This window comes from Pseudomonas sp. HN8-3, assembly GCF_020790195.1.
In the GTDB taxonomy this organism is placed as follows: Bacteria; Pseudomonadota; Gammaproteobacteria; order Pseudomonadales; family Pseudomonadaceae; genus Aquipseudomonas; species Aquipseudomonas synxantha_A.
This window is the reverse complement of sequence record NZ_CP086206.1, coordinates 5,304,761-5,322,289: the sequence shown is the minus strand read 5'-3', so window position 1 is coordinate 5,322,289 and position 17,529 is coordinate 5,304,761. Positions and strand designations below refer to the sequence as shown.

Annotated in this window: 15 protein-coding genes and 1 pseudogene; 9 read left to right on the top strand and 7 right to left on the bottom strand. The window is 60.3% G+C overall.

The window, feature by feature from the left end; genetic code table 11:
• Positions 1 to 19: 19 nt before the first annotated feature.
• From LJX92_RS23675 to LJX92_RS23635, 9 genes are all read left to right on the top strand, one after another.
• Positions 20 to 682 (top strand): riboflavin synthase, encoded by a 663-nt coding sequence (locus LJX92_RS23675; protein WP_005791849.1) that lies wholly within the window; start codon positions 20 to 22, stop codon positions 680 to 682.
• Between the two features lie 15 nt (positions 683 to 697).
• A complete protein-coding gene (gene ribBA / locus LJX92_RS23670; protein WP_003194579.1) occupies positions 698 to 1,789 on the top strand; it encodes a bifunctional 3,4-dihydroxy-2-butanone-4-phosphate synthase/GTP cyclohydrolase II in 1,092 nt (363 codons plus the stop codon).
• Between the two features lie 88 nt (positions 1,790 to 1,877).
• Entirely contained in the window at positions 1,878 to 2,354 is a 477-nt protein-coding gene (ribE, locus tag LJX92_RS23665; RefSeq protein WP_078822443.1) for a 6,7-dimethyl-8-ribityllumazine synthase, read from the top strand.
• A complete protein-coding gene (gene nusB / locus LJX92_RS23660; protein WP_228309026.1) occupies positions 2,351 to 2,851 on the top strand; it encodes a transcription antitermination factor NusB in 501 nt (166 codons plus the stop codon). The genes ribE and nusB overlap by 4 nt, the downstream gene beginning before the upstream one ends.
• Positions 2,852 to 2,869: 18 nt before the next feature.
• Positions 2,870 to 3,835 (top strand): thiamine-phosphate kinase, encoded by a 966-nt coding sequence (gene thiL, locus LJX92_RS23655; RefSeq protein WP_078822442.1) that lies wholly within the window; start codon positions 2,870 to 2,872, stop codon positions 3,833 to 3,835.
• Positions 3,836 to 3,889: 54 nt separating this feature from the next.
• Positions 3,890 to 4,624 carry a substrate-binding periplasmic protein gene (locus tag LJX92_RS23650; protein ID WP_032879252.1) on the top strand — a complete coding sequence of 245 codons (735 nt, stop codon included), beginning with the start codon at positions 3,890 to 3,892 and terminating at the stop codon, positions 4,622 to 4,624.
• A 120-nt stretch (positions 4,625 to 4,744) separates the two neighbouring features.
• A complete protein-coding gene (gene ribA / locus LJX92_RS23645) occupies positions 4,745 to 5,362 on the top strand; it encodes a GTP cyclohydrolase II (protein WP_005791841.1) in 618 nt (205 codons plus the stop codon).
• Positions 5,359 to 5,778: a nuclear FMR1 interacting 1 family protein gene (locus tag LJX92_RS23640; protein ID WP_032879254.1), complete on the top strand. Its 420-nt coding sequence runs from the start codon at positions 5,359 to 5,361 to the stop codon at positions 5,776 to 5,778. Before ribA ends, LJX92_RS23640 begins: the two co-directional genes overlap by 4 nt.
• Positions 5,775 to 6,560: a cobalamin-binding protein gene (locus LJX92_RS23635; RefSeq protein ID WP_223018192.1), complete on the top strand. Its 786-nt coding sequence runs from the start codon at positions 5,775 to 5,777 to the stop codon at positions 6,558 to 6,560. Before LJX92_RS23640 ends, LJX92_RS23635 begins: the two co-directional genes overlap by 4 nt.
• Positions 6,561 to 6,650: 90 nt before the next feature.
• On the opposite strand, the gene LJX92_RS23630 is transcribed toward LJX92_RS23635, so the two are convergent.
• From LJX92_RS23630 to LJX92_RS23605, 7 genes and pseudogenes are all read right to left on the bottom strand, one after another.
• Positions 6,651 to 8,525 (bottom strand): TonB-dependent receptor domain-containing protein, encoded by a 1,875-nt coding sequence (locus tag LJX92_RS23630; protein WP_223018193.1) that lies wholly within the window; start codon positions 8,523 to 8,525, stop codon positions 6,651 to 6,653.
• 172 nt (positions 8,526 to 8,697) lie between these two features.
• Positions 8,698 to 10,596 (bottom strand): 1-deoxy-D-xylulose-5-phosphate synthase, encoded by a 1,899-nt coding sequence (dxs, locus tag LJX92_RS23625; RefSeq protein ID WP_005791833.1) that lies wholly within the window; start codon positions 10,594 to 10,596, stop codon positions 8,698 to 8,700.
• Between the two features lie 110 nt (positions 10,597 to 10,706).
• Complete coding sequence (gene ispA, locus LJX92_RS23620) at positions 10,707 to 11,594, bottom strand: (2E,6E)-farnesyl diphosphate synthase (RefSeq protein ID WP_223018194.1); 888 nt, start codon at positions 11,592 to 11,594, stop codon at positions 10,707 to 10,709.
• Positions 11,591 to 11,833 (bottom strand): exodeoxyribonuclease VII small subunit, encoded by a 243-nt coding sequence (locus LJX92_RS23615; protein ID WP_005791829.1) that lies wholly within the window; start codon positions 11,831 to 11,833, stop codon positions 11,591 to 11,593. The genes ispA and LJX92_RS23615 overlap by 4 nt, the downstream gene beginning before the upstream one ends.
• A gap of 75 nt (positions 11,834 to 11,908) precedes the next feature.
• Positions 11,909 to 12,012: pseudogene (locus LJX92_RS27175) on the bottom strand (hypothetical protein); the annotation flags it as partial.
• A 526-nt stretch (positions 12,013 to 12,538) separates the two neighbouring features.
• Positions 12,539 to 12,871, bottom strand: a complete 333-nt coding sequence (locus tag LJX92_RS23610; RefSeq protein ID WP_223018195.1) for a hypothetical protein — start codon at positions 12,869 to 12,871, stop codon at positions 12,539 to 12,541.
• The gene (locus LJX92_RS23605; protein WP_228309025.1) at positions 12,868 to 17,499 is read right to left on the bottom strand and encodes an RHS repeat-associated core domain-containing protein; all 4,632 of its coding nucleotides are present in this window, start codon (positions 17,497 to 17,499) and stop codon (positions 12,868 to 12,870) included. Before LJX92_RS23605 ends, LJX92_RS23610 begins: the two co-directional genes overlap by 4 nt.
• Between the last annotated feature and the right edge of the window lie 30 nt (positions 17,500 to 17,529).

Genomic DNA, 17,529 nt, shown 5'->3' with positions numbered 1-17,529 from the left:
TCGTTTTCAGGAGAGCGAAATGTTCACCGGCATTATCGAATCCATCGGCAGCATCCGTGCAATGACCCCCAAAGGCGGCGACGTGCGCCTGCTGGTTGAAACCGGCAAGCTGGACCTCGGCGACGTCAAGCTGGGTGACAGTATCGCCGTCAGCGGCGTGTGCCTGACCGTTATTGAGCTGCCGGGCAACGGCTTTGCCGCCGACGTCAGCCGGGAAACCCTGGACTGCACCGCGATGAACGACCTCAAGGCCGGCAGCCCGGTCAACCTGGAAAAAGCCCTGACGCCGACCACGCGCCTGGGCGGTCACCTGGTCAGCGGCCATGTCGACGGTGTCGGCGAAGTGGTGGCCCGCAGTGAAAACGCACGCGCCGTGGAATTCCGCATCCGTGCGCCCAAAGAGCTGGCCAAGTACATTGCCCACAAGGGTTCGATCACCGTTGATGGCACCAGCCTGACCGTGAACGCCGTCAATGGCGCCGAATTTGAACTGACCATCATTCCCCACACCCTCAGCGAAACCATCATGGCCTCCTACCAGCCTGGGCGCCGGGTGAACCTGGAAGTGGACTTGCTTGCCCGTTACCTGGAGCGCCTGTTGCTGGGCGAAAAGGCCGCAGAGCCTGCATCAGGCAACATCACCGAAAGTTTTCTGGCCGCTAACGGCTACCTGAAATCCTGACCAAGGGGGTGCCGCGTGGCGCTCAATAGCATCGAAGAACTGGTTGAAGACATCCGCCAAGGCAAGATGGTCATCCTTATGGATGACGAAGATCGCGAGAACGAAGGCGACATCATCATGGCTGCCGAGGCGTGCAAGCCTGAGCACATCAACTTCATGGCCAAGCACGCCCGTGGTCTGATCTGCATGCCCATGAGCCGCGAACGCTGCGAGTTGCTCAAGCTGCCGTTGATGGCGCCGCGCAATGGGTCGGGTTTTGGCACCAAGTTCACGGTATCGATTGAAGCCACCACTGGCGTCACCACCGGTATCTCCGCCGCTGACCGCGCGCGTACCGTGCAAGCCGCCGCCGCCAAAGATGCCAAGGCCGAAGACATCGTCAGCCCCGGTCACATTTTCCCGCTGATGGCTCAACCGGGTGGCACCCTGGCTCGCGCCGGTCACACCGAAGCCGCCTGCGATCTGGCGCGCATGGCCGGTTTCGAGCCGAGTGGGGTGATCTGCGAAGTGATGAACGACGACGGCACCATGGCCCGTCGCACCGAACTGGAAGCCTTTGCCGCCGAACACAACCTCAAGATCGGCACCATTGCCGACCTGATCCACTACCGCATGATCCACGAACGTACCGTTCAGCGGATTGCCGAGCAGCCGCTGGACAGCGAACTGGGCCAATTCAATTTGGTGACCTACCGTGATTCAGTGGAAGGCGACGTGCATATGGCCCTGACCCTGGGCAACATTTGCGCCGAAGAGCCGACCCTGGTGCGGGTGCACAACATGGACCCTCTGCGCGACCTGTTGATGGTCAAGCAACCCGGCCGCTGGAGCCTGCGCGCCGCCATGGCCGCGGTTTCCGAGGCTGGCAGCGGTGTGGTGCTGTTGCTCGGTCACCCGCTGGACGGCGACGTATTGCTGGCGCACATCCGCGAAACCGCCGACGCCGTGCCGGTGAAAAAACCGACCACCTACAGCATCGTCGGTGCCGGTTCGCAGATCCTGCGCGACCTGGGCGTGCGCAAAATGCGCCTGATGAGCGCACCGATGAAATTTAATGCGATATCCGGATTCGACCTGGAAGTTGTAGAATACGTGCCCTCCGAATAAAGGCCGGCGATTTTTGCCCCTTGTTCGCGGTTAAATCATCACTGAGGGACGCACTTTTCGCGTCCCGGCTCTTTAAGAGATTTGTCGAATGACCCTGAAGACCATCGAAGGTACCTTCATCGCCCCCAAAGGCCGCTATGCCCTGGTGGTTGGCCGCTTCAACAGCTTCGTGGTTGAAAGCCTGGTAAGCGGTGCGGTTGACGCCCTGGTTCGCCACGGTGTGAGCGAGAGCGATATCACCCTTATCCGCGCCCCTGGCGCCTTCGAAATTCCACTGGTTGCGCAAAAAGTTGCTCAGCAGGGTGAATACGCGGCGATCATCGCCCTGGGCGCGGTCATTCGTGGCGGCACCCCGCACTTCGAATACGTAGCCGGCGAATGCACCAAGGGCCTGTCCCAGGTGTCCATGGAGTTCGGCGTGCCAGTCGCTTTCGGCGTACTGACCGTTGATTCCATCGAGCAAGCCATCGAGCGTTCCGGCACCAAAGCCGGTAACAAGGGCGCTGAAGCTGCCTTGTCCGCGCTGGAAATGGTCAGCCTGCTGTCGCAGTTGGAGGCCAAGTGATTTCCGACGAAAGCGATCGTTTCAACCCGCGTGACGAGCGTCCAGCCGATGCCGGCAAGCCTTCGAAAAGCGAAAAGCGCCGTGCGGCCCGTCAGCTCGCCACCCAGGCGCTGTACCAGCGTCATATGGCTGGCACTTCGCTGAACGAGATCGAAGCGCAATTTCGCGTCGATAACGACTTCACCTTTGCTGACCAGACCTACTTCCACGACATCCTGCACGGTGTTCCGGCCAACATGACCGAGATCGATGCTGCGCTGACGCCATGCCTGGACCTGACCCTCGAAGAGCTGGACCCGGTTGAGCTGGCGGTACTGCGCCTGTCCACCTGGGAGCTGCTCAAGCGCGTTGACGTACCGTACCGCGTGGTGATCAACGAAGGCATCGAACTGGCGAAGGTCTACGGTTCGACCGACGGTCACAAGTTCGTCAACGGCGTGCTCGACAAGCTGGCCCCGCGCCTGCGTGAAGCCGAAGTAAAGGAACACAAGCGCTAGTCTGCGCTTGAGTCCCGCATGGGCGAGTTCGAGCTGATCCGCAAGTACTTCGCCGCCGCGCCTTGTGCGCAAGGCGGCGATGGCATTGCCCTGGGGATCGGCGACGACTGTGCCTTGCTGGCGCTGCCCGCCGGAGAGCAACTGGCGGTCTCTACCGATACGCTGGTGGCCGGCGTGCATTTTGCCGACCCCTGTGACCCGTACCTGCTCGGCCAGCGCTCGCTGGCCGTGGCGGTGAGCGACCTGGCCGCCATGGGCGCCGACCCCCTCGCGTTTACACTTGCCCTGACCACGCCGACCGTGGATGCCGATTGGCTGCAACGCTATGCCCAAGGCCTGAACGCCATGGCGCAACGTTGCGGCGTGGGCTTGGTGGGCGGCGATACCACCCGAGGGCCACTGAGCCTGACCCTGACCGTATTTGGCCGCGTACCGGCCGGGCAGGCGTTGACGCGCAGTGGTGCGCAGCCGGGTGACCTGCTGTGTGTGGGCGGCGAACTGGGCGATGCCGCTGGTGCTTTGCCATTGGTCTTGGGCCAACGCACGGCGGATGCGGCAGTTGCCGAGCCGCTGCTGGCACATTACTGGTCGCCGCAACCGCAGTTGGCCCTGGGGCTGACGTTGCGGGGCAAGGCGAGCGCGGCCATGGATATCTCCGACGGGCTGCTGGCCGATTGTGGGCATATCGCCAAGGCTTCGGCGGTCAGCCTGGTGATCGAACGTCACAGGTTGCCGTTATCTACCGCCTTGCTGACATTTGTCGGCGAGGATCAGGCCCGCGTCGCGGCGTTGAGCGGGGGCGATGACTACGTGCTGGCATTTACCTTGCCGATATCCGCGTTGGCACCTTTGCGAGCGGGCGGCTGGCCGATTCACGTGATCGGTCGGGTCGAAGCGGGGCAGGGCGTGACCCTGCTCGATGCCCATGGTCAGGACATTACACCGGCCGTGCGCGGCTATCAGCATTTTCGCGAGACGCCGTAGCCAGCGTCCTGCGCTACCCTTTATCTGATGATTACCACGTAGGAAGCCGTCACTATGGTCGTGCGCTGCTGGCTGCTGATCGCTCTGTGTGCCTTTACCTCTGTACTTCAGGCGGATGAGGCGTCGGTGCCCGGCAAGGTCATGCTGGCCGGCGAAGAGTGGAACGACTACACCAATAAAGATGGCAGCGGCCTGGCCTGGGACGTGGTGCGCCAGATCTTCGAGCCGGTAGGCATCACCCTGCAGACCCGCAGCGAGCCCTACACCCGCTCGGTCGGCCTGGCCCAGCGTGGCGAGGTGGATGGATGCGTCGGCACCTATCGCAATGAAGTCAGCGGGGTGTTGTACCCCCGCTGGAACTTCGACGCCGACCACGTATACGCCCTTGGGCTCGCCACTGCGCCTACGCCGACACAGGCGACGCTGGGCGACTACCGCCTGGCCTGGGTGCGTGGCTACAAGTACGAGCAATACCTGCCCAATGTGCGCCGCTTCAACCAGATCGAACGGCGCGACGGTATCCTGCCAATGCTGCAATACGGTCGCGCCGATTTCTATATCGATGCCCTCACTGAAGCCAAGTATGTACTCAGCCAGGCGCAAGACCCGGCGCTGTTCAAACTTACGCATATCGCCGAGTTGCCGCTCTACATAGCCTTTGCCGATACCGAGCGCGGCAGGGCGTTGATGGCGGTGTATGACCAGCGTTTGGCCGCCCTGGTCAAGACCGGCGAGCTCAAAGCGACTTTTGCGCGCTGGAAACAGCCGTATCCGTTCCCGGGCCCATAGAACTGACGCGAAGGCCAATCGAACCTATTGATCTTTATCAGCGATAATTCAGCTTAAGCGTCTGTAGGAACCTGCTGTTACAATGGCCGCCTCTGTGAAATCTGAAATCAGGAGCACACGGTGCCCGTCGTTTTCGTCGCCGCTTCCAAGCTGCCTACCCCTTTTGCCACGTTCACCATGAACGGCTTTCTCGAAGAAGCCACCGGGCGCGAGCACGTTGTGCTCAGCCTCGGCGACATCACGGATGGCGCGCCGGTGCTGGGGCGCGTGCATTCCGAGTGCCTGACCGGCGATGCGCTGTTCAGCCAGCGCTGTGACTGCGGCTCGCAACTGGAAGCCGCTTTGCAAGCCATCGCCCGTGAAGGCCGTGGCGTGCTGCTGTACTTGCGTCAGGAAGGCCGTGGCATTGGCTTGTTGAACAAGATCCGCGCCTACGAACTGCAAGATGGCGGCGCCGACACCGTGGAAGCCAACGAGCGCCTGGGCTTTGCCGCCGACCAGCGCGACTACGCGATCTGCCTGCCGATGCTTGAGCACCTGGGGGTCAAATCCCTGCGCCTGATGACCAACAACCCGCGCAAGGTCAAAGCCTTGACCGAGATGGGCATCACCGTGGCCGAGCGCGTGCCGCTGCACACCGGGCACAATCCGCACAACAAGCTCTACCTGGCGACCAAAGCCAGCAAGCTCGACCATATGATGGGCAACGAGCACCAGGGCGAGGTCGACCGCGCGTGACTCGCGGCCAGGTGAAACGGCGGTTATCCTTCAACTGGTGGCAGTACCTGGCTTTGGCATTGCTGCCCCTGTTTGTGATCAATCTGCTGTTTGGTCGCGCTGAACCCCTGCTGCCCGTGCTGGCCATGCCGTTCTTCATTGCCGGCGTGGCCTCGATGTTTCTCAGCCTGCGTTATTTTCACGGCTATAAACATGCGCTGATCGCCACTTCCAAAGCCCTCGATACCCCTGAAGAACCTGCTGCTTGGATCACCCTGGCGGCGCGTCGGCGCACGGCTTTGCTGGTAGCCGCGCTACCGGCCTGGATCGGTGCGCTGGCGGTGTTCGTGGGGCTGGAAGCGGTGCCACTGTTCCTGCTGGCAATGTCGACCATGGTGCTGTTTTACCTCTACCGCATTCCGCGTCAACTGGGATGAGCCGCTACTGGCTGGCACTGCTGCTCGTATTGAGTGTTCAGGCGATGGCAGCCGAACGAGTGGTCAGCCTGGCGCCGTCGCTGTCTGAAATCGTCGTTGAGCTGGGCGCAGCCGACCTGTTGGTGGGTGTGCTTGATGGTGGTGAGCGGCCAACAGCACTGGCAACGGTTGCGTCGGTCGGGCATTACGGCCAACTGGATATGGAGCGTCTGCTCAGCCTGAAGCCCGACCTGGTCCTGCTGTGGCCCGGCAGCGTCGGCCCGGCCCAGCGTGAGCAGCTTCAGCGGTTGAATATCCCGGTGTATATCGCCGAGCCCCATAGCCTTGAGCAACTGACTACTCAGGTCCAGGCCATTGCCGAGCAATTGGGCCGAGCTGAGGCAGGGCGCCAGCTCGCTGCACAACTACGCCAGCGCTTGGCCGAGTTGCGCCAGCGCTATCAGCGGGCCGAGCCGTTGCGGGTGTTTTACCAAGTGTGGAACCAACCGCTGTACACCGTGGGTGGTGGGCAGATCATCAGCGATGCGCTCAGTGTGTGCGGGGCGCGTAATGTGTTTGATGATCTGAAGTTGCCGGCGCCGCAGGTCAATATCGAGTCGGTGCTGGCGCGTGATCCCGAGGTGATCCTGGTGGGTGATCAAGCTCAGAGACAAGGGTGGAAGGCATGGCCGATGATGTCTTCGCGGGTGCGATTAGTGCCGGACAAGGGCCTGGAGCGGCCCAGCGGGCAGATGTTGGAGGCGGTGGGGCGGTTGTGTCAGGTTTTATCGCCTAACCTGTGAAACCGCTATCGCAGGCAAGCCAGCTCCCACAGGGGAATGCATTTCAATTGTGGGAGCTGGCTTGCCTGTGATGACGTCGGTGCAGGTCCCTCAGAACTCAGGCGTCCATGTCAGCCCAACCATCCACACCCGACCTTCTTCACGATAATTCTGAGCCTCGCCGAGGTAGCTGTACTTCGCCCGGGCATAGGACCTGTCCAGCACGTTATCCACCTTCAGCGACAACGACACCTCTCGGTTCAACGCCCAACTGCTGCGTAGCCCCAACAAGGCATACCCGCCCAAACGGTTGCGGTTGGCTTCATCATCGTAGCTGCTGCTGATCGCCTGCCAGCTCGCGCCAACGCCCAGCTTGTCGAACTGCCGATCCAGATCCAGGTTCAATGTACGCCGAGCGCGACGTGCCAGGGTGTGGCCGCTGTCACGGTCACGCGGGTCGATAAGCGACAGGCCCAGGTTGCCCTGCCAGCCAAACACTTCCTGCTTGAGCGCCGCTTCAAAGCCGTTGATCCGCGCCGATGCCACGTTTTGCGGCTTGCCGGCGTCAAGGATGATCGCGTCGCTCAGGTCGGTACGATACAGCGAGGCTTCCACCCGTGTGCTGTCGGTCAGTTGGCTGCGCCATTGCAGCTCGTAGCTCTTTGATGTCTCGGGCTGCAGATTGGGGTTGCTGTACTGCGTGTCGGGGTAATAGAGGTCGTTGAAGGTCGGCGCGCGGAAGCCTTCGCTGTAGCTCAAGAGTAGGTCGTTGTCAGGGTTGACCGGTACGGTCAGGGTGCCGCTCCAGCTATTTTGACCGCCGAACTGCTGGTTCTGGTCGCGACGCAGCCCAAGCTCGGTGGAAAACCACTCGCTGTGGAAGCGGTGCTGCACAAAGGCGGCGCGGTTCCAGCGGCTGTTTTCGGTAAAGGTGGTGGAGCCGTGGAAGCGGTCTTCATACCAGTCGCCACCGACGATCAGGTTGTTCTGCTCATTCAGCGTCAGGTCGTTCTGCCAGTTGACCGAGTCGCGGTAGGTATTGAACACGCTGAAATCATCACTGAGCGTATCGCGCTTGGTGTCACGGTTTTCGCTGTGGCCCAACTCCAGGCGCGACTGCCAGGTCTCATTGAGCTTGGCATCGACATAACCGCTGGCGCTGCTGACGGTGTAATCGGTGTAGGGTTTCTGGCCGACGCTCTGCCCGGTGGCGCCGTTGTAGCGGCCATAACTGTTGTCGTACTCCGACTTGCCACGGTTATCCAGCAGATTGAAACCTACCTCCAGCTCATCGCTGAACGAATGGCGGAGGTTCAGGCTGATGGACTGGTTTCGGTAGGCATCATGGTCGCCGTCACTGGGGAACGACGCGTGGCTCGCGTTGATACCTGCGGTTTCATCCAGGCTTGCGCCCAGGTTGAAGCGCGTATGTTCATCGCCGCCCGACAAGCCCAGGCTACGTTCCCACGTCTGGTTACTGCCAAACCCGAGCTTCAAGCGCGGCTGCAAGCCTTGCTCGACATTGCGCCGGGTAAACACCTGGATCACTCCGCCAATCGCGTCGCTGCCGTAAATGACCGAGCGGGAACCGCGCAGCACTTCTACACGCTCAATCTGATCGACGTTCAGATATTGCAGGCCACTATCACCGGTGGTGGTGTTGGCAATGCGCTGGCCGTCCACCAGTACCAGGCTTTGTGCGGCCTTTGTGCCTCGAATGAAGATCCCCGGCAAACTGCCACGCCCACCGGTCGGCGCAACCTGCACACCGGGCACGCGGCTGAGCAGGTCGGTGACGCTGGTGGGTTGCAGGCGGTCGATGTCGGCGCGGGTGAAGACGGTGTTGGCGGCGCTGCTGTCATTACGCGCCTGCACTTGGCGGTTGGCGCTGATGACCACATCGGAGAGCTTCAAGGCCTGGTCGCGGGTGTCGGCGAGCAGATCGGCGGCGGGTAAAAGCAGCAGGGCGAGGCACAGGCGTTTCATGGGCTGTCCATAGCGATTTTGAAGGTGATACAAGTTAAATGTGGGAGGGGCGGTGCGACGATTCGACTTGCTCCCGATTACAGTGTGTCAGTCAGAACATCTGGTACTGATACACCGCGATCGGGAGCAAGTCGAATCGTCCCACCGCCCCTCCCACATTTAGTCCCGGTTTCTACAGGGCCAGAAGCGCCAAACGCTCGCGCACCGAAGCCTCGATGCCGGCCTCGTCCAAGCCACACTCAGCCAGCATCTGCGCCGGCTTGGCGTGCTCGACGTACACATCCGGCAAGCCCAGGTGCAGCACCGATTTGAGGATGTTCTCCCGCGCCAGGAACTCGCTGACTGCCGCGCCGGCGCCGCCCATGATGGCGTTCTCTTCGACGGTCACCAACAACTCATGGCTGGCGGCGATTTCGCGTACCAGCGCCTCATCCAACGGTTTGACGAAACGCATGTCCACCACTGTGGCATCAAGCTTTTCAGCCACTTTCAGCGCTTCGGCCAGTTGTACGCCAAACACCAGGAATGCAGTTTTGCTGCCTTGGCGACGCACGACGCCTTTGCCGATTTCAATCGGCTCCAGGTCTTTCTCGATCACGGCATTCGGGCCATTGCCCCGGGGATACCGCACAGCGGCCGGGCCGTTGTACAGGTGGCCGGTGCTGAGCATCTTGCGCAGTTCGTTTTCGTCGCTGGGCGTCATCACCAGTATGCCGGGGATGCAGCGCAGGTAGGACAGGTCGAAGCTGCCAGCATGGGTCGGGCCGTCTTCGCCCACCAGGCCGGCGCGGTCGATGGCGAACAGCACGTCGAGGTTCTGCACCGCCACATCGTGAACCAACTGGTCATAACCGCGTTGCAGGAAGGTGGAGTAGATCGCCACCACCGGCTTGGCGCCTTCGCAGGCCATGCCGGCGGCGAAGGTGACAGCGTGCTGCTCGGCAATCGCCACGTCGAAGTAACGCAACGGGAAACGCTCGCTGAACGCCACCAGGTCGGAGCCTTCCTTCATCGCCGGAGTAATGCCCACCAGGCGTGGGTCGGCGGCGGCCATGTCGCACAGCCATTCGCCAAACACACCGGAATACTTCGGCCCGCTGGCCTTTTTCGGCGCAGCGGCGGGCGCGTCCAGGGGTTCGAGCTTGGTGATCGCGTGGTAACCAATCGGGTCGACTTCAGCCGGGGCGAAGCCTTTGCCCTTCTTGGTGACGATATGCAGGAACTGCGGGCCCTTGAGGTCGCGCATGTTGCGCAAGGTGGCGATCAGGGTCGGCAGATCGTGGCCATCGATAGGGCCGATGTAGTTCCAGCCCAGCTCTTCGAACAGGGTGCCGGGCACCAGCATGCCCTTGGCATATTCTTCGGTGCGACGGGCGATTTCCCACGCTCCAGGCAGACGTGACAGTACTTTCTTGCTGCCTTCGCGCATGCTGGCGTAGGTGCGGCTGGAGAGGATTTTCGCCAGGTAATTGGACAGGCCACCGACATTGCGCGAGATCGACATGTCGTTGTCGTTGAGGATCACCAACATGTTGGCATCCACTTCTGGCGCATGGTTGAGCGCTTCGAAGGCCATGCCGGCAGTCAGCGCGCCATCCCCGATCACGGCAATCGCCTTGCGATCGCTGTTTTGCAGACGGGCGGCAATCGCCATGCCCAACGCTGCACTGATGGACGTGCTGGAGTGGCCGACGCCAAAGGTGTCGTACTCGCTCTCGGAACGGCGCGGGAAGGCGGCCAGGCCGTCCTTCTGACGCAGGCTGCCCATGCGCTCGCGACGGCCGGTGAGGATTTTATGCGGATATGCCTGATGGCCCACGTCCCACACCAGCCGGTCGTCCGGGGTGTCGAACACGTAATGCAGGGCGATGGTCAGCTCGATCACGCCCAGCCCGGCGCCGAAATGCCCACCGGTCTGGCCGACCGTGTAGAGCAATTCCAGGCGCAACTCATCGGCCAGGGTTTCCAGCTCGGCTTCACCCAGTCGACGCAGGCCGTCCGGCGTGGCAGCGCGGTCGAGCAGGGGCGTGGACGGGCGTTTGCGGGGAATCTCTTGAAACGTCGTGGGCATCAGGCGAATCGTTATAGGTATAGAAGAGGCGGCAGTTTACCTCAAGCGGTGCAAACTGCCCACGCAGGGCGCCGAACTTGGCCGATATGCGGCGCAAATGGCCGGGGCTGTCAGTGGCGGCGCTCGACGATATACCGCGCCAGGTCACGCAGCGGCTCGGCCGCCGCGTCGAAAGGTCGCAGGGCATCCAGGGCCTGGTCACGCAGCTCAATGGCGTATGCCTTGGCGGCTTCCAGCCCCAGCAGAGCCGGATACGTCGGCTTGTCCCGTGCAATATCGGCGCCTTGGCGTTTGCCGAGGGTGGCGGTATCGCTTTCCACGTCGAGAATATCGTCCTGCACCTGGAAGGCCAGGCCGATCGCGCGGGAATAAGTCTGCAGGGCCGCCAGTTGCTCGGCGTCGGCGCGGCCGCTGGCCAGGGCGCCCAGGTGCACGGCGGCTTCGATCAACGCGCCGGTCTTGTGGCGATGCATGTATTCAAGGGCTTCTTGATCCAGCTTGAGGCTGACCGAACCCATGTCGATGGCTTGGCCGCCGACCATTCCGGCCGGGCCAGCAGCGTGGGCCAGAGCAGTAACCATGCGCAGGCGGATCTCGGCGTTGACGCTGCTTAGCGCCGGGTCCAGCAACGCGCTGAACGCCAGGCTCTGCAAGCCATCCCCGGCCAGGATCGCGTAAGCCTCATCGAAGGCTTTGTGGGTCGTGGGCTGGCCGCGACGCAGATCGTCGTCATCCATCGCCGGCAGGTCGTCGTGTACCAGGGAGTAAGCGTGGATCAACTCCACCGCACACGCTGCGCCATTGGCCTCGACCGCCGGCGCGCCCAGGGCTTCGCAGGCCGCATAGGCCAGCAACGGGCGCACCCGCTTGCCGCCATTCATCACGCTGTAGCGCATGGCTTCATAGAGGCGCGTCAATTCCGGGCTTGGCGCAGCAAACAAGGGCTCCAGCGCCGCATTCACCCGGGCTTGGCTACTGGCCTGATACGCGCTGATCATTCCGGCTGTTCCGCATCGAAAGGCTCTTGCGCCAACTCCCCGTCGCGCTCCAGCAGCACCTGGACCTTCTGCTCCGCCTGCGCCAACGCGCTCTGACAGTCGCGGGTCAGGCCAATGCCTTGCTCAAATGCCGTCAACGAGTCTTCCAGCGACAACTCGCCGTTCTCCAGACGCTCGACCAGGGTTTGCAGGTCGGCGAGGGATTGTTCGAAATCCAGTGCAACTTTTTTGCGGGCCATGGCGGCAATTCCGGTAGACGGTAAACCGGCGCGACACTAGCAGACATGGGGGATTGGGGCAAATGAGTGGGGCTGTTACTGCTGGGCGGGATTGATCTGATAACGCGTGCTGCGGCCGCCTCCGGGGAGGCGTGTCAGGTAGTTTTTTCCAGTAGGTCGGCCAGGTGGCGTGTTGTTGATTCATAAGGGGACGCCTGGGGGCGTGTGAGCCGAATAGAGAGAGTATTCGGCTCATTTTGTGAGCTGATTGTGCTTTGTATTCGGCTCATCGTCGAGGCGCTACTGGGCCACAGAGTGCGTTCTCAGGGGGGCGTTTGATATTCAACGGAAGCTGACGTCGATTCTGTCGACTTTTAGTTTTATGAAGCGCTCGTTACATTCAGGATGGTCGTAGTGAATGTCCTCATCGTTTAATGAGACGAAGCTGTGAAATTGTGTGTCGCGTAGGTTTCCATAAAGTAGGTAAGCATATCCGGGATTTGTCTTTTCAATCAGTGGTGTTCTCGGTTCAACCCTTTCAATCTCGTAATCGTCAGATAGATTCATTGTCAGCTCGACGTCATACGTCTTTCCGACTTCTATCTCATGTGGGGAATAGCTGACGAAGCAATTAATGATGACTCCCTCGATGAGCAGTATTACGTCCTCTTCTATATGGATACTGGTTTCTATAACTCGTGCTTTCTTTAATTTCACGTCTAGTGCCTAGAAGTAGAAAAAAACACCGGTTTTTCTATCGATAGCTAACTGGGTTAAATGGATTATTTTTTCTAATAGTTCGGGGTTTTCAGGCAAGGATTTTTTTTTTAAAATTCTTAGCATTTCGGTGAGCTCTTCGGAAGTGTTAATGTGTTCGTCCTCATAGTCATCGATGATCTTTTTTAAAGAATCATTGATCTCCTCGTATATTCCCGATTTCAAGAGTTGTTGGTGCTCTATGCTTGTGAGGACCACACGCTCCATCTGGTCGTTTGGGCACGCATTTAGGTCTAGCAAAAACATGGCTTCGCCAGTCAAGGGCGTACAAATCAATTTCATCGAGAATTTCCTTTTTTAAAATGTGTGACTTCATTGTATTCGCTTTGTGTTCTTCCCATCTGTTTGCCAGAAGAGGAGGTTTTGTTGTTGGGGATTGCTCCGGCTAAACTAAGATAACGCCTGGATCCCGGCAAGGACGGGTCGTGAATTCTAAAGTAATTACCATTAAGGTCCTCCACTATTTCAATCCCGCTCTGAGGGTTTTTGTATATTTTCTTTCCTTTATCTGTAGTTATTACTATCGGGTCAGGTCCAGCAAATTTAACGATATTTTCGTTCAGGTCAGCGGTCTGCCAATTGGCCGAGTACCGGGCTGCTCGCTGTGCTCCTCCTGCTTTTGGTAGCTCTGGTTGACCCTCATTAACTCGAACTGCCTGGGCTGATTCACGCGCTTCAATCTCGGGCTTACAGCCATCTTCACCGGGGCATGCATTTAGACCTAGTGGATCCACCCATCCCGTCGGATTGGGTACATACCGGTACCCATTGACCCCACCCGCCAACTTCACCGGATCCGGCGTCAGGTAACGACCAATATCTGGATTGTAGTAGCGATGGCGGTTGTAGTGCAGGCCGCTTTCTTGATCGAAATACTGCCCCTGAAAACGCAGCGGATTGTCGATTTTGCCTACGTCGAGCCGGGCGATCTGACCGTAGGCGCGGTAGTGGGCGGACCAGACGATTTCGCCCTCGGGGCTGGTCAGTTCCTGCGGTGTGCCGAGGTGGTCGAGTTGGTAGTGGTAGGGTGTTGTGGCTTGTGGTCCGTAGCCTTCCAGCAGTGCCAGCGGGCGGAAGCTGTTGGGCTCGTAGATATAACTGTGATGACAGTCCCCATGGTGCTCGGCAATCAGCTTGTCGCCTTGCCAGAAAAACTCCGTGGTTATGTCATCCACGGTCTTGCTGACACGCCGGCCAAACGGGTCATAGCGATAACTAGCGGTTTCGCCGTTCGGCTTTGTGATGGTGATTAACCGATGCTGGCAGTCGTAGCGATATTCGGTGACGAGTTGATGGCCTTTGCCGCGCCGTTCGCGGATCAGGTTGCCGAAGGCGTCGTAGTCGTAATGGCGGTCGCCCTGGATCATCAGGCGATTGCCGGCAACGATGTCCGGGCCGGGGCGGTCTTGCATCAGCAGGTTGCCCGCCGGGTCGTGGGCAAAGCGCTCCTGGACGTCTTGGGAATGATCGGCGCGGGTCAGACGATTCAGTGGGTCGTAGCGGTAAAGGTGTTCGCCTTTTCGGCTGTCGAGCAGGCGGGTGAGGGTGCCGCTTTTGTCGTAGTCGTATTGGCGTTGGTAGAGGTAGTTTTGCTGCTGCGTAACGGCGTGGGCGTGTAGGCGGTTTTGCTCGTCGTAGTGATAGTGGCTGAGCAGTTGACCTTGTTGGCGTTGGTGTTCGCGGCCGCTCTTGAATAAATGTGCAGTGAGCACCTCACCATTGAGCTCGACCGTAGCGAGATGGCCTCCCTTGTCATGGTTGAAGGTGAGGCGGTTGTTGTCGGGCAGGCGCAGTTTTTGTAGTTGGCCGCAGGCGTCGTAGCCGTAGTGCAAGGTGCCCCAGCCGTGGTGTTCGGCGGTCAGGCGGTTTTGGCGGTCGTATTCGTAGGCCAACGCCCAGTGGCCGTCTTCGACGCTGAGGAGATTGCCTTGGCGGTCGTAGGCATAGTCGACAACGCTGGCATCAGGCAGGGTTTTTCGTACGAGGCGACCGGCGTGGTCGCGCTCGTAGCGGGTGATGAGCTGACTGCCGTCGTCGCCGTGTTCGGTCTTTTCCAGCAGGTTGCCGTTGAGGTCGTAGACGTAGGCGGTGCGTTGGCCGTCGAAGCCGGTTTCCTGTTGGATCAGGCCGTTGGGGTGGTAGTCGAGTTGGTAGGTTTCGCCGACTTCGTTTTCGATTTCGGTCAGCAGTAACCGAACATTGTCGTAGCGATACTTGACCTGGGTGCCGTCGGCGTTGATGCGGCGGCTGATCAGGTGCAGGCCATTGGCATATTCGTAGCGGGTGACGTGGCCGAGCTCATCGCGTTCGGCGATGATTTTTCCGTAGGGGTTGTAGCTGAACTCTCGTGTGGCGCCGCCTGGCAAGGCGAGGCGAATCAACCTACCGACGCTGTCCCATTCATAGACTGTCTGCGCGCCGTGTGCATCCTCACGGGCAATCTGTCGGCCTAAATCGTCATAGCGATAACGCTTGATCCCGCCATTGGGCAATTGCTCTTCCAGCAACTGCCCACGCTCATTCCACACCAGCCGATGGCAACTGTGATCCGGGTACCAAACTCCGGTCAGTTGCCCGTGTTTGTTGTAGCTGTAATCGGTAACCTCGCCGTCAGGATCGATCCTACGCGTAATATCGCCTTGCTCATTACGCTCGTATTTCCAGACAGCCTCGCCGCGCCTTACAACCCGTACGAAGCCGTTGTCATGTTCGTAGGAGGTCGGCTCATCATCCCCGGGAAACAACGCCACCAAGCGTCCGGCTTCGTCGTACTGATACGCCGTCACCGCGCCCAGCGGGTCTTGCTCGACGGTCAGCCGACCCTTGGCATCGTAGGATTTGAAATGCTGCGCGCCGTCCGGATCGATGCGCTGCACCAATCGCGCTCGGTCGTCGTGGACATACACTTCCTGGCTGCCATCGGCGTTATGTACGGTGACACGCCCGTCATCCCCCCAGGCATAACGCGTGTCCATCTGGGAAAAACTCGCCCAATGCCGAACGCAACGCGCCGCCTTGCCAGCGTGCTCCCATTCCCAAAAGAAACTCGCCCCACCGGCCAGCTGCCGCTCAAGAATGACGTGCTGATCGTCGTACCTATAACGCTCGCTTTCTCCGACAGCATTGGTCGCGCAAACCAGTCGTCCGTCTTCGTCATAGGCGTAGGAAACAACGTTCTGCTCGGCTTCCCAGACGTAGGGCTCACGCCCTTTGGCGCGATGCACCTGGTAGTCCACCGCCACGATGCGATCCAGCTCATAACGCAGCAGCAGCGAGCGACCAGCACCGTTATCCAGCCGCTCGATCCTTCCCGAGCGATCACGGCAAATGCGTAGACGGTTGTCATACGCATCGCTGATAGAAACCAACGCACCGTCGCGAAAGTGATAGAACCGCGACGCCTGGGCCAGCACCAGTTCATCAGGCGTCGAGCCCAAGTAAATTGCCGCTTCGGCAAGACTATTGGTGATCGCGGGTCGAGCCGCTGTAGGCAAGGGCAGGGTGGTCGAGCGGTTCTCATGGTCGATCCACACCACCGAATCGCCCGACACACAAAGCCTGTGCGCCAGCGCATGGCTCCAGCCAAACCCCAACCCGCAATCCACACCCACCGCACTGGTGCGATACAGCCGTGTCCACTCAAACGGCAAAATCCCGTCCAGCGCGCCGTCGGTAAGAGTGAGCAATTCTTCCCCGGTGACCATCGACACTGGGCAGCCGTTGGTGACCGTCTTGTCCGCTGGCGTCGCCGCGTCTCCCTTCGGATTCGACGCCATGACCGGCACATCATCCACACGCTCTTTTTGCGTCAGCACCGCGTTCTGCCGCGCCCGCCAGCGCATCTGCATCGTGCCTTGTTTCACCCAGCCGACCACACCGCGAACCGCCACCGCTTTATAACGGTCGACCGCCTGCATGAACTTGGTGAGAATCGCCAGCACCCCCTTCACGAAGCCCACGGCAGCCTTGAGAATTTGTGCGCCATGCTTGACCAGGCGAACGCTCAAATACGCCACGCCCGCCGCCGGCAACGCGATGGTCAACACCGCGCCAATCACCAGGTCAATCAGCAACGACACCATAAAACCTGCGGCCGCTTGCGCGACTTCACGGGGCGGTAACGCGTCCAGCCAGATCATGGCGGTGCGCAGTAACAGGTACAGCGCCGCCTCGTCACTGGCGAGCAACATCGCCTGTTCCATGACCTTGGGCGCATCGGTGGCGATCTGCGCCAACTTGGCCGCCTCGCTACCCAGTTGCTCGACGTACTTCAGCGGGTCTTCAAGCATCGCCTGCACCAGCTTGATGCTGTCCCACACATCCGTGATCGCCGCCCAACTGCCCGCCAGCACGCCGCTGCCAATCGCGCTGGCACTAGAGCGTTCCCAGTGGGGTTTGAAGTCTTTCCACTGTGACCGAAGCCACTGTTCCAAGTCCGCCGTCAGCCCTGCATAGGAGGTAAACAAGGCCTCCACTTGCTGCGCTGAAACACCGCCCTGAACCCGCACCTCATAGCGCCCGCCAGCGGCGCAGTAGTGCGAACCCTTGCCGTGTTCATCGAGCATCACCCGCGTGGAGATGCCGTCATCCAGGCCGATCACCTCAACCGGGATGTCGCCAATCGGCACGTCATACGCTGATTCGAATTTGCTCTCGATCTCCAGCACGCCACCCACCGGGCAACGGGCCACGGTGGAGAAATCTGCATCGGTAATGCTCACCGAACGCTGCGAATCCCCAACCCGCAACACTCGGTCCATGCCCAGCAACGACGGCATATCCGCTGCATGGCTGACCGAATCCAGCGCGCGCGAATACCAGGCGCCCATTTGCTGGCGGTACTCCACCAGGCTCTGATGGAAGCCATCCAGCTCATGTTCGATAGCGGCAATGTGGGCAGCGTGGGTCATCCATGACGTCTCGACAGAAGGCAAGGCGTC